The sequence below is a fragment of the Pandoraea pneumonica genome, assembly GCF_049918595.1.
In the GTDB taxonomy this organism is placed as follows: domain Bacteria; phylum Pseudomonadota; class Gammaproteobacteria; order Burkholderiales; family Burkholderiaceae; genus Pandoraea; species Pandoraea pneumonica_A.
Window position 1 is genome coordinate 43,344 of the sequence record NZ_JBNCRZ010000004.1, and the last position, 12,330, is coordinate 55,673.

Below are 12,330 nucleotides of genomic sequence, written 5' to 3' on the forward strand. Positions count from 1 at the left end.
AAGGAGTTAAGTCATGGCACACAAAAAAGCAGGCGGATCGTCCCGTAACGGCCGCGATTCCGAGTCGAAGCGCCTCGGCGTGAAGGTGTACGGCGGTCAGGCAATCCTGGCTGGCGGCATCATCGTTCGCCAACGCGGTACTCGTATGCATGCCGGCGAAAACGTCGGTATCGGTAAGGACCACACGCTGTTTGCATTGGCCGATGGCCACGTGCAATTCGCCGTCAAGGGCGCAGCGAAGAAGCAAGTGGTTAGCGTGGTGCCGGCAGCGTAAGCTAAGCCTTTTGCCACCAAAAGGCTCCGCTCTCATGCGGAGCCTTTTTTGTTTGTCCCGGCGCAAAGGGCGCGAGATTTCGCGGATTGCACGGGGCGTTGTACAGAATTAGCATCGTCTACGGACGGTCGATAAGGCGGAACGGAACCATGAAATTCATTGACGCAGCGCGTATCGAGGTGATCGCCGGGGACGGCGGCAATGGCTCGGCATCGATGCGCCGTGAGAAGTTCGTGCCGTTCGGCGGACCGGACGGCGGCGACGGCGGTCGCGGCGGCAGCGTGTATGCCGTGGCAGATCGCAACATCAATACCCTGATCGACTACCGCTACTCCAAGAAGCACTTGGCGCGCAACGGTGAGTCGGGGCGGGGTGCGGATTGCTACGGCAAGGGCGGCGACGACGTCTTCCTGCGTATGCCGGTCGGCACCATCATCAGCGACATGGACACCGGCGAGACCATCGCCGACTTGACCGAACACGGTCAGGAAGTCGTGCTCGCACAAGGCGGTGCAGGCGGTCTGGGTAACCTCCACTTCAAGTCGAGCACGAACCGTGCGCCCCGTCAGAAGACCGACGGCAAGCCCGGCGAGCGCCGTATGCTCCAGCTCGAGCTCAAAGTGCTCGCGGACGTCGGCCTGCTCGGCATGCCCAATGCGGGCAAGTCGACCTTCATCGCGTCGGTGTCGAACGCCCGTCCGAAGATTGCCGACTATCCGTTCACCACGCTTCACCCGAACCTCGGTGTCGTGCGCACCGCGCCCGGCAAGAGCTTCGTGATCGCCGATATTCCCGGTTTGATCGAGGGTGCCGCGGAAGGCGCCGGGCTGGGTCACCAGTTCCTGCGTCACTTGCAGCGCACGGGCTTGCTGCTGCATATCGTGGACATCGCACCGTTCGACGAAGGTGTCGATCCGGTCGTGGATGCGAAGGCCATCGTGCTCGAATTGCAGAAGTACGATCAGCAGCTCTTCGAAAAGCCCCGCTGGCTGGTGCTCAACAAGGTTGACATGATCCCGGAAGACGAGCGTGCCGAGCGCGTGGCCGACTTCCTCAAGCGTTACGAGTGGGAGGGTCCGACGTTCCAGATCTCGGCGCTGACCGGCGAAGGCTGCGAACATCTGTGCCTGTCGGTTCAGGAGTATCTGTATCAACAACGCGGTGCCGTGGAAGAAGCGCTCGAAGATGCCGCGCTCGATCCGCGATTCCGCGCGGGCAGTGCATCGCCGGAAGCCGCGCCCGCGGCTGACCCAGCACCACAAACGCCCCCGGACGATACGCCAAAGGCGTAAACTCCACATCACTCAAGACACGGGCGGTGTCGTCGGCATGACGTCGCCGCCGGTGGTCCGGCCGCGCTGGCCGTGATCGGTGTGAAGGCGAGTGCCGTCGACTTAATAGACGCACACGCCGCAATTCCCCGACGGTGCCAGCGAACCAGCCTTCCCCAATATATCCGCAGGAGAAACCAGTCCCATGCGTTCGGTCATTGCCGATGCCAGGCGGCTCGTGGTGAAAGTGGGTTCCAGCCTTGTGACCAACGACGGTCGCGGGTTGGATGACGTTGCCATTGCGCGTTGGGCGCAGCAAATTGCCGCTTTGCGGCATGGTGGCGACGGACGTGCGCCAAAGCAAGTGGTGCTCGTGAGTTCCGGCGCCATTGCCGAAGGCATGCAGCGTTTGGGGTGGACGCGTCGACCGAAGGCCATCGACGAGCTTCAGGCCGCTGCCGCCGTGGGGCAGATGGGTCTCGCGCAGGTCTATGAAACGCGTTTCGCGGAACATGGCGTGCGCACGGCGCAGATTCTGCTCACGCATGCCGACCTGGCCGATCGCGAGCGCTATCTGAACGCGCGCACGACACTGCTGACGTTGCTGCGTCTCGGCGTCGTGCCGATCATTAACGAGAACGACACGGTCGTGACCGACGAAATCAAGTTCGGCGACAACGACACGCTGGGCGCGCTGGTGACCAACCTGATCGACGGCGACGCCCTCGTTATTCTCACCGACCAGTCGGGCCTCTATACGGCAGACCCGCGCAAGGACCCGAACGCCGAGTTCGTGCACGAAGCCGAGGCGGGCGACGAGCGTCTTGAAGCGATGGCTGGCGGTGCGGGCTCGAGCATCGGCCGCGGCGGCATGCTGACCAAGATTCTCGCGGCCAAGCGTGCGGCGACGAGCGGCGCGCATACCGTGATCGCATCGGGTCGCGAAGCCGATGTGCTCGTACGGCTCGCTGGCGGCGAAGCCATCGGCACGCAACTGGTGGCGCGTACGGCAGTGCTCACGGCGCGCAAGCAGTGGATGGCCGATCATTTGCAGGTGCGCGGGCGCGTCGTGATCGATGCGGGCGCGTGCAAGAAGCTGATCGAAGAGGGCAAGAGCCTGCTGCCGATCGGCGTGATCGACGTCGAAGGCACGTTCGCACGTGGCGAAGTCATCGCCTGTGTGGATGAAGCCGGTCACGAGGTGGCGCGCGGGCTGTCGAATTACAGCGCGTCGGAAGCACGACTCATTCGTCGTCACCCGAGCAGCGACATCGAACAGGTGCTGGGTTTTGCCAATGAACCCGAGCTGATCCATCGCGATAACCTGATTCTGCGCTGATCGAGCGGCGTTCCCGGCGCACCCGGGGCGCGGATCGCCACAATAAAAAACGCCGGCACGATAACCGTGGCCGGCGTTTTTTTTATGGCATCGACGTTGTCGTGCGGGCGCGAGTCGCCCGCTGCCGCTTACTTGTAGTCCGGGTTCGTCGCCGGGTAGCGAAGGTTCTGCACGATGTCCTTCGACTTGCCCAGCGGCGTCTTGTCGCGGCAGAGGTAGTCGCGGTACAGAATGCCCTGATAGGCCGTCGTGCCGTACGGACGAATCGGGCGCCACTCGCTATTGCGTGCCGGGGCCCAGGTGCCATCGGGACGGCCGGTGGCGTACAGGCGGGTTTCGAACGACGAGCAGTGCATGCCTTCGAACGAGACGTTACGCGCGCCTTCCTTACTCGTGATGACGGCCACATAGCGCACCACACCGTCGTCGGTCACTTGCACGGACTTGGTGTCGATCGCGTAAGTGAGCGAGGAATTCGGCAGCGTGGGGAAGGCGACCAGATCGGCGTCTTGCGGCGCCGTCGTCGGCATCGTGAACTCGGCTTCCTTCCATTTGCCCTTTTCAGCTTCCTGCTGGGCGAGGTATTCGTCGAAGTCCTGGACGGGCTGCGACGTGCTGCTGCAAGCGGCCAGCAATGCCAGCGCAGTCAGCGGGGCCAGGACAGCAAGACGCGGTGCGCGGCGGAGGAAAGAAAGTCGCATGAGATGACGGTCAGTAAGACGGCTGATGAGCGAAAGCGGGAAAGTCCGCGCGAAATGTTCCGGGTGATCGGTGGTGCTGCCGGGACTGCTGGTCGGCACGGTGAGATCGGTGCGGCGCGGGCATGACGCCCGCGCCCGATGATGGACAGGCCAGCAGCGGCCTCGTTCAGTGACCTCCGCCCGCCGAACCCTTACGGTGGCTACCGGGGTTAGCCGCGCCGCCGGGAGTGCTGGCGCCGTCGGTGCCATTGGCCTCGTTGATCCCGACGGAAGCGCTGACGGAAGCGTCTACGGCACCACCGGCGCAGTCTTCGGTGCAAGGGCCCGAATGGTCCGAATGGTCGTCCGGACCCTGCGGACCGTGGCCCAAGTCGTCACCGTACGCGCCGTCCGTGGCACCCGGCGGCAACTCGCCGATATGGGCACCCGCGCGCGGAAACCGCCGCCGTTCGTGCTGAGCACGCGCAGCCGTGCGGCGCAAATAGCGCGAGAGCTCGTTGAGCGCCAGTTGGTACACTTCGCGTTTGAACTCGATCACCGCGTCGAGCGGCACCCAGTATTCGTTCCAACGCCAGGCGTCGAACTCGGGATGATCGGTCGCACGCAGGCAGATATCGCAGTCGCGACCGACCATGCGCAGCAGGAACCAGATTTGCTTCTGGCCCCGGTAATGTCCGCGCACTTCGCGCTTGATGAACTTGTCCGGCACCTCATAACGCAGCCAGTCGCGCGTGCGACCGATGATTTTGACGTGTTCTGGCTTTAGCCCGGTTTCCTCGTGCAATTCTCGGAACATGGCCTGTTCGGGCGTTTCGCCGTACTTGATGCCGCCTTGCGGGAACTGCCAGGAGTGCTCGCCCAGCCGCTTGCCCCAGAACACTTCATTGCGTGCGTTTAAGAGGATGATGCCGACGTTCGGGCGAAAGCCTTCACGGTCAAGCATACAACCACCCTTGAATCCTTTAAAATTGCTTCGATTATAAACAGATAATCACCGGCGCGGCGGCTGGCGGGGCTCGGGCACCCGACCGAAGCAACCCGGCCGTTGACCCTTAATTTTTCCGGAAATCTGCATGAAAGCCTCTCGTTTCTTCATCGGCACCCTCAAGGAAGCTCCCGCGGACGCCGAGATCGTCAGCCACAAGCTGATGGTGCGTGCCGGCATGATCCGCCGCGTTGCCGGCGGTATCTACGATTACCTGCCGATCGGCCTGCGCTCGATTCGCAAGGTGGAAGCCATCGTGCGTGAAGAAATGAACCGCGCCGGCGCGCTGGAACTGCTCATGCCAGCCGTGCAACCGGCCGAACTCTGGCAGGAATCGGGCCGCTGGCAAAAGTACGGTCCGGAGCTGCTGCGCCTGAAGGACCGCAACGACCGCGATTTCGTCGTCGGCCCGACCCACGAAGAAGTGGTGACGGACATCGCACGTCGCGAGATCAAGAGCTATCGCCAACTGCCGGTCAACTTCTACCAGGTGCAGAACAAGTTCCGCGACGAGATCCGTCCGCGCTTCGGCGTGATGCGCGGGCGCGAATTCATGATGAAGGACGCTTACTCCTTCGATAAGGATCGCGCCGGCATGCAGGTTTCGTATCAGAAGATGTTCGACGCCTATGTGCGCATCTTCACGCGCCTGGGTCTGGACTTCCGTGCTGTCGTGGCCGACAACGGCTCGATCGGCGGCTCGGGTTCGCACGAATTCCACGTGATTGCCGACACCGGCGAAGACGCCATCGCCTACTGCCCGACGTCGGATTACGCCGCCAACGTCGAAATGGCCGAAGCCGCCGCCCCGCAAGGCGAGCGCGCTGCCGCTGCCGAGGCGCTGACCAAGACCGCCACGCCGGGCAAGGCCAAGTGCGAAGCCGTCGCTGAATTGCTGTCGATCCCGCTCCAGCGCACCGTCAAGTCGATTGTGCTGGCGACCGATAGCGAAGACGCCGGGACGACCGTCTGGCTGCTGCTCTTGCGCGGCGATCACGAACTCAACGAAATCAAGGCGAGCAAGGTGCCGGGGCTGACGGACTTCCGTTTCGCGTCCGAAGCCGAGATCGTCGAATGGTTCGGCACGCCGCCGGGCTATCTCGGCCCGATCGGGACCAAGAAGCCGGTCAAGCTGGTGGTCGACCGTACGGTCGCCAAGATGAGCGACTTCGTCGTCGGCGCCAACGAGGTGGACTTCCACATCACCGGCGTGAACTGGGGCCGTGACCTGCCGGAGCCGGAAGTTGTCGCCGACTTGCGCAATGTCGTGCCGGGCGACGCCTCGCCGGACGGCAAGGGCGAGATCGCACTGTGCCGCGGCATCGAAGTGGGCCACGTCTTCCAACTGGGCACCAAGTACTCGGACGCGATGAGCGCCACCTTCCTCGACGAGAACGGCAAGCCCGCCCCGATGGAAATGGGCTGCTACGGCATCGGTATCACGCGCGTGCTGGGTGCGGCGATCGAGCAGAACTTCGACGATCGCGGCATCATCTGGCCGGAATCGATCGCTCCGTTCGAAGTGGTGCTGTGCCCGATGGGCTACGACCGCAGCGACGCCGTGCGCGCCGCCGCCGACAAGCTCTACGAAGATCTGCTGGCGGCCGGTGTCGACGTGATTCTGGATGACCGTGGCGAGCGCCCGGGCGTGATGTTCGCCGACTGGGAGCTGATCGGCGTGCCGCACCGTGTGGTGATTGGCGATCGTGGCCTGAAGGAAGGCAAGATCGAGTATCAGGGCCGACGCGACACCGAAGCCCAGTTGCTCGACGCTGCGGCTGTCGCCGAAGTCGTCACTGGCAAGGTGCGCGCAGCGAAGGCCGTCTGAGCTAGCTAGTTATCCGTTCCAGCCGTACCTGACGGCAGTCGCTTCGGCGGCTGCCGTTGTCATATCCAGAGCACTCTCCGTATGGAATACACGTTCGCTTCGGCCACGATTCTCCTGCTGCTCATCACCGACCCGTTCGGTAACATCCCCATCTTTGTGAACGCCTTGCGCAATGTGCCCGCGTCGCGACGGCCACGGGTCATCGTGCGGGAAGTGCTGATCGCGTTCGCGATTCTGCTGCTGTTCATGCTCGTCGGCGATCGCTTCCTGCGGATGATGAGCCTGACGGATTTGTCGTTGCAGTTGGCGGGCGGCATCGTGTTGTTTCTGATTGCGTTGCGCATGATCTTCCCGCATCCCGATCAGGGGTCGCTGCCGACGGCGGGCGAGCCGCTGATCGTGCCGCTGGCGATTCCCGCGCTGGCTGGGCCATCGGCATTGGCGACGGTCATGCTGCTGGTGTCGCAACAGCCGGGGCGGATGCTCGAATGGATCATGGCGCTGAGTGTGACGATGGCCGTCTGCGCTGTTGTGCTGCTGCTGGCCGATCGCATCGAGCGCTTGCTGGGCTCACGTGTGGTGGCGGCGTTCGAGCGACTGATGGGCCTGATTCTCGTGGCGATCTCTGTCGAGATGATCCTCAAGGGCGTGAAGGTCTTCGTGCATCAGTTCTGAGCGGCACGTCAGCCGATACGTCGAGACACAAAAAGAAAAGGGCCCCGTGGGGCCCTTTCTTCATGGCGACGCTGGCAGGGATATGGCAGCGATCCGTCGGTGATTCGCCAGCGATCAGCGCGGCATGGTCAGCGCGCGGATCGTCGGCAAGTTGCGCCAGTAACCCTTGGCATCCATACCGCAGCCGAAGACATAGCGATCGGGCACCGTGAAGCCGCAGAAGTCGGGATGCGACGGCTTTTCCTTGGCGAGAATCTTTTCGCACAGCACCGCGCTGTAGAACTTCGACGCGCCCATCTCGAGAATGCGATCGCGAATCGCGGCCATCGTGGCGCCTTCGTCGAGAATGTCGTCGAGCACCAGCACCACTCGGTCGCGCACCGAGTCGCGCGGCGCCACGCGCCACTGCATCGCACCGCCGGTGGTGGTGTTGTTGTAGCGCGAGAGGTGGATGTAGTCGAACTCGAGCGGGAAGTCGAGGCGCGGCAGCAGCATACCGGTGAAGACGGCGGCGCCGCCCATGACCGACAGCACCATCGGGAATTCGTCGCCGATGGCGGCCTTGATGGCACCGGCCATCTGGTCGACCGAGGCGTTGACCTGGTCAGCCGAGACGATTTCTTCGGAATTACGGAATACTTCGAGGGCTTCTTCGCGGTTCATATGGGGCGACCCTGTATCACTTGTTGCGGGGGGATGTCGCTATTTGCGGCCCGGAGTATATACGGAAAGCCCGGGGTTAGCCGGAAATGTCCGATATCAGCCGAACCGCAACCCTGCGACCGGGATGTCATGCACAACACACACTAACGCACGCGCTTAGCGCATGCCCGGCATCATGCCCTTCATGCTGCGCATCATCTTCATCATGCCGCCGCCCTTCAGCTTCTTCATCATCGTGCGCATCTGATCGTACTGATTGAGCATGCGGTTGACTTCCTGCACCTGCACGCCCGCACCGGCAGCAATACGGCGCTTGCGGCTGGCCTTGATCAGCTCGGGCTTGGCGCGCTCGGCGGGCGTCATCGAGTTGATGATGCCTTCCATGCGGCGCACTTGCTTCTCGGCCTGATCCATATTGGTTTGGCTGGCCGCGGCTTGGAACTGTGCCGGCAACTTGTCCATGAGCGAGGAGAGGCCACCCATGTTCTTCATCTGACCGATCTGCGCCTTGAAGTCGTTCAGATCGAAGTCGCCGCCCTTCTTCACCTTCTCGGCGAGCTTCTGGGCGGCTTGCACGTCCACACCGCGCTGGGCTTCTTCGACGAGCGCGAGAATGTCGCCCATGCCGAGAATCCGGTTCGCCATGCGGTCCGGGTGGAAGACTTCGAGGCCATCGAGCTTTTCGGCCACACCGACGAACTTGATCGGCTTGCCGGTGATATGACGCACCGACAGCGCTGCACCGCCGCGCGAGTCGCCGTCGAGCTTGGTGAGCACCACGCCGGTGAGCGGCAGCGCGTCGTTGAACGCGCGGGCGGTGTTCACGGCGTCCTGGCCGAGCATGGCGTCGACGACGAACAGCGTTTCGATCGGTTTCAGCTCAGCGTGCAGCGCGCTGATTTCCTGCATCATCGCTTCGTCGATACCCAGACGGCCGGCCGTGTCGACGAGCAGCACATCGTGGTGATGGCGGCGCGCCCAGTCGACGGCCGCGCGGGCGATGTCGACCGGCTTCTGATCGGGTTGCGAGGGGAAGAAATCGGCGTCGACCTGTTCGGTCACCGTCTGCAACTGGGCGATAGCGGCGGGGCGGTAGACGTCGACGGAAACCGTCAGGACTTTCTTCTTCTGCGAGCGCAGCAGCTTGGCGAGCTTACCGACGGTGGTGGTCTTACCGGCACCTTGCAGACCGGCCATCAAGATAATGGCGGGCGGGGTGGTGGCGAGATTGAGCTCGGCGGCACGGCCTTCGTAGTCGCCGCCCATGAGCGCGGTCAGTTCGCGCTGAACGACACCCACGAGCGCCTGACCCGGCGAGAGGCTGCCGACGACTTCTTCGCCGAGCGCCTTGTCGCGCACCTTGGCGATGAAATCGCGAACCACCGGCAGGGCCACGTCGGCCTCGAGCAGGGCAAGGCGCACTTCGCGCAGCATTTCCTGCGTGTTGGCCTCGGTCAGACGGGCTTCGCCGCGCAGTGTCTTGACGACCTTGGCAAGGCGCGTAGTGAGATTGTCGAGCATGAAACGTATCCTGTAAGACCCGCAGTGGCCCGGTGGGCGGGCACGGCCGGGCGGGTGAACAGCCTGGCAGCGCGCCCGTCATGGGCTGGTGTAAACTTCAAACATGACTATTTTACTGTATGCGCTGACCGCCATCCTTTACGCCGGGTTGGCGGTTTGTTCGTGGCAAGGTTACCGGCGCGATGCCGCGCTCGCGATGGCGGGTGGACAGCTCGCGCCTATGCCTGTCACAGGCACGCCGTCGCGTTGGCCGATGCAGCTTTCGCTGTTCGTCGTGCTCGCGCTGCATGGGGTGTTGCTGCATCAGACAATCTTCCGCGCCGACAGCATGCACTTCGGTTTCGCGTACATGCTCTCGGCCATGCTCTGGCTCTCGGTCGGTATCTATTGGATCGAGAGTTTCTTTTTCCCGCTCGACAGCCTGCGGCTAATGGTCACACCGATCGCGGCCGTGGCCTGTCTGTTGCCGCTGATTTTCCCGGACGTGCGCATTCTTGGTTTTGCCGCCGATCCGATCTTCAAGGCGCACTTCATCATTGCGAATATGGCCTACGGCTTGTTCGCACTCGCGGCCTTGCATGCGCTGTTAATGATCTACGCGGAACGTCAGTTGCATCCGTCGCGCGGCAACGAGCCGACCGGCTGGCTCGCGCGTTGGTTAGAAACACTGCCGCCCTTGCTCACGATGGAGAAGCTGTTGTTCCGGCTGATCGGTGCGGGCTTCGTGTTGCTCACGTTGACGTTAATTTCCGGGGTGATGTTCTCCGAGGCGCTCTTCGGGCGTGCGGTGCGCATCGATCACAAGACCGTGTTCGCGGTGGTGTCGTGGCTGATGTTCGGCGCGGTGCTGCTGGGCCGGCACTTTTATGGGTGGCGCGGTAAGGTCGCGCTGCGTTGGGTTCTGGCGTCGTTCGTGGCGCTACTGCTGGCGTATGTCGGTTCTCGCTTCGTGCTAGAGGTGGTGCTGCATCGCATGACGGAGACTTGAAGCGCGATGCGCAATATCTTGCTGTTACTGGTGTTGTTGGTGCTGGGCACCTGGTGGATGCGTCATAACGAACGCAAGCGCGACGCCGATCGCATGCGTCCGCCGCCGTCGAATGGCGCGAAGACCACCGTGCAACAATCGCTGCCGCCGGCCGAGCGCATGGTGCGCTGCCAGGAGTGCGATACCTATCTGCCGGAGAGCGATGCGGTGCATGGCGCCGGTGGCACGCACTTTTGCAGCGGCGCGCATCGCGACGCCTATCTCGCGCGCGAACACCGCGCCTGAGTCTGCCAGCGCGGCACATCCGCGCATCTTCCGCGCGCATTTCCCTCTCTATTAGCAAGCCTGCCTCGGTGGGCGGCTTGCGCATGCCTGTCGCATGCACTAAAACACAGTAACCAACCCCGTACAGACTAAGACCAACGAAGGGGATTTGTCGGAAACGTCGACAGGAGGGCGCAACATGCTAATGCGCAGACGGATGTATTTCCTTCTTCCCGATCTTGCCAGTGCGCAACGCACCATGAGCGACCTGTTGCTCGCGCGGATCGAGGAGCGTCACATCCACTTTATGGCACGTGACGAAATGGACCTGGAGGGACTGCACGAGGCTAACCTCCTACAGACTTCCGATATCGTGCACGGCGCCGAAGCCGGGCTCGTGATCGGTGGCTTCTGTGGGCTGGCGGTCGGTGCAGTCGCGGCGTTTTTCCCCATCGTGGGCACGCGTCCCCAGTGGGAATTGATGATCATCACCGCGCCGCTGGGCTCACTGTTCGGTGCGTGGGTGTCGAGCATGATCGGCGTGTCGGTGCCGAATTCGCGGCTCAAGATGTTCCGTGAGCCGCTGGAGCAAGGCCAGATTCTGCTGATGGTCGATGTGCGCGAGAGCCGCGTCGACGAGGTCCGTGAGATGTTGAAAGCGCACCACCCCGAAGCGCATATGGAAGGGGTGGAGGCGGCGATACCGGCATTTCCGTGATCGATGGGTTCATCCGGCCGGAAGTCTCGGCCAACGGCGCCGCCCCTGTGAGCGGTGCGGGGTGGTACACGTGTTGCACGACACGAGTGCATTGCCACCCCCGGGCGTGGCAACGCCCATGGAAGCCTCTCGGCCTAGTGCGGCGGGAGGCTTCTTCTTTGGGGATTTTGCCGATTTGTTTTGCGCTATCGGTCGGGCACATTGCGTACAGCGGGTGCCGCTACCGCCGTTGGGATCACCGCCGACGGCGTCACGCCAAGTGGGCTACAATGGCGCCCCTCGCTCTACGGGAGATCGCTGTGCCCGTCATGCTCCAGTCATGGGTGTCCCCTATCGTTGTCCACCGGCCGGAATGCCGCGCTAGCGCTTGCGCTGCGGTTTTGCGCATGTCGTCGCGAGGCGCGGTATGAACGCACCCGACACTTCGGCGCGGCTGCCGGCGTTCACGCTCGACACCGAAGGCTGGGTGCGCGAAGCGCAGCGATTGCCGTCACCGAATTTCGATGCACGTCCAGCGGGCATGCCGACCGACCTGCTCGTGGTGCACAACATCTCGTTGCCACCGGGGCAGTTCGGTGGCGACGAAATCCCGGCGTTCTTTCAGAACCGGCTCGATCACGACGCGCATCCGTTCTTCGACGAGATTCGCGGCGTGCACGTGTCGTCGCACTTTCTCGTGCGCCGCGATGGTGCGTTGCAACAGTTCGTGTCGTGCGATGCGCGTGCGTGGCACGCCGGTGCATCGTCGTTCGAAGGCCGGGCGCGTTGCAACGACTACTCGATCGGGGTGGAGCTCGAAGGCACCGACGACACACCGTTCACCGCCGCGCAGTACGCGACGCTGGCGGCGCTCACCAAGACGTTGCGCGGGCGTTATCCCATTCAAGCTGTCGCCGGACATGCCGATATAGCACCGGGTCGCAAGACGGATCCGGGGCCGTATTTCGAATGGCCGCGGTTGCGCCAGATGGCCGACCTGAGCCCGGCGATGTTGCCGTTTCAACCGGCGGATTAACCCCCATGACGGGGTAGGTTTTGCTTGACACGGCGATGCCACGGGCCTTCCCGGAGAGAGAAATTTTTGAGTTTGCGGAGTGCGTCAT

General features: G+C 63.1%; 13 protein-coding genes. 9 read left to right on the forward strand and 4 right to left on the reverse strand.

Annotated elements, in window-relative coordinates:
• Positions 1–13: 13 nt before the first annotated feature.
• From rpmA to proB, 3 genes are all read left to right on the forward strand, one after another.
• A complete protein-coding gene (gene rpmA, locus ACPWR9_RS16740; RefSeq protein WP_010803931.1) occupies positions 14–274 on the forward strand; it encodes a 50S ribosomal protein L27 in 261 nt (86 codons plus the stop codon).
• A gap of 149 nt (positions 275–423) precedes the next feature.
• Positions 424–1,566, forward strand: coding sequence for an Obg family GTPase CgtA (gene cgtA / locus ACPWR9_RS16745; protein WP_426299443.1), 1,143 nt, complete (start codon positions 424–426; stop codon positions 1,564–1,566).
• 184 nt (positions 1,567–1,750) lie between these two features.
• Positions 1,751–2,884, forward strand: a complete 1,134-nt coding sequence (proB, locus tag ACPWR9_RS16750) for a glutamate 5-kinase (RefSeq protein WP_426299445.1) — start codon at positions 1,751–1,753, stop codon at positions 2,882–2,884.
• A 128-nt stretch (positions 2,885–3,012) separates the two neighbouring features.
• On the opposite strand, the gene ACPWR9_RS16755 is transcribed toward proB, so the two are convergent.
• Both ACPWR9_RS16755 and ACPWR9_RS16760 read right to left on the reverse strand, forming a co-directional pair.
• The gene (locus tag ACPWR9_RS16755) at positions 3,013–3,585 is read right to left on the reverse strand and encodes a CNP1-like family protein (RefSeq protein WP_426299447.1); all 573 of its coding nucleotides are present in this window, start codon (positions 3,583–3,585) and stop codon (positions 3,013–3,015) included.
• Between the two features lie 166 nt (positions 3,586–3,751).
• Entirely contained in the window at positions 3,752–4,528 is a 777-nt protein-coding gene (locus tag ACPWR9_RS16760) for an RNA pyrophosphohydrolase (protein WP_426299449.1), read from the reverse strand.
• Between the two features lie 130 nt (positions 4,529–4,658).
• Here ACPWR9_RS16760 and ACPWR9_RS16765 point away from each other — a divergent pair, with 130 nt between their 5' ends.
• Positions 4,659–6,398, forward strand: a complete 1,740-nt coding sequence (locus ACPWR9_RS16765; RefSeq protein WP_426299451.1) for a proline--tRNA ligase — start codon at positions 4,659–4,661, stop codon at positions 6,396–6,398.
• A gap of 81 nt (positions 6,399–6,479) precedes the next feature.
• Positions 6,480–7,073 (forward strand): MarC family protein, encoded by a 594-nt coding sequence (locus ACPWR9_RS16770; RefSeq protein WP_150681036.1) that lies wholly within the window; start codon positions 6,480–6,482, stop codon positions 7,071–7,073.
• Between the two features lie 114 nt (positions 7,074–7,187).
• Here ACPWR9_RS16770 and ACPWR9_RS16775 read toward each other — a convergent pair whose 3' ends face one another.
• A complete protein-coding gene (locus ACPWR9_RS16775) occupies positions 7,188–7,736 on the reverse strand; it encodes a hypoxanthine-guanine phosphoribosyltransferase (RefSeq protein ID WP_426299453.1) in 549 nt (182 codons plus the stop codon).
• Between the two features lie 156 nt (positions 7,737–7,892).
• Entirely contained in the window at positions 7,893–9,257 is a 1,365-nt protein-coding gene (gene ffh / locus ACPWR9_RS16780) for a signal recognition particle protein (protein WP_426299455.1), read from the reverse strand.
• 103 nt (positions 9,258–9,360) lie between these two features.
• Between ffh and ACPWR9_RS16785 the strand changes: the two genes are divergently transcribed.
• The 4 genes from ACPWR9_RS16785 (at position 9,361) to ampD (ending at position 12,242) form a co-directional block, all read left to right on the forward strand.
• Positions 9,361–10,245 carry a cytochrome C assembly family protein gene (locus tag ACPWR9_RS16785; RefSeq protein WP_426299457.1) on the forward strand — a complete coding sequence of 295 codons (885 nt, stop codon included), beginning with the start codon at positions 9,361–9,363 and terminating at the stop codon, positions 10,243–10,245.
• 6 nt (positions 10,246–10,251) lie between these two features.
• The gene (locus tag ACPWR9_RS16790) at positions 10,252–10,530 is read left to right on the forward strand and encodes a PP0621 family protein (RefSeq protein WP_150681032.1); all 279 of its coding nucleotides are present in this window, start codon (positions 10,252–10,254) and stop codon (positions 10,528–10,530) included.
• Positions 10,531–10,714: 184 nt separating this feature from the next.
• Positions 10,715–11,227, forward strand: a complete 513-nt coding sequence (locus ACPWR9_RS16795) for a DUF1269 domain-containing protein (RefSeq protein WP_058379914.1) — start codon at positions 10,715–10,717, stop codon at positions 11,225–11,227.
• Positions 11,228–11,633: 406 nt separating this feature from the next.
• Positions 11,634–12,242, forward strand: a complete 609-nt coding sequence (gene ampD, locus ACPWR9_RS16800; protein WP_426299459.1) for a 1,6-anhydro-N-acetylmuramyl-L-alanine amidase AmpD — start codon at positions 11,634–11,636, stop codon at positions 12,240–12,242.
• Positions 12,243–12,330: the final 88 nt, after the last annotated feature.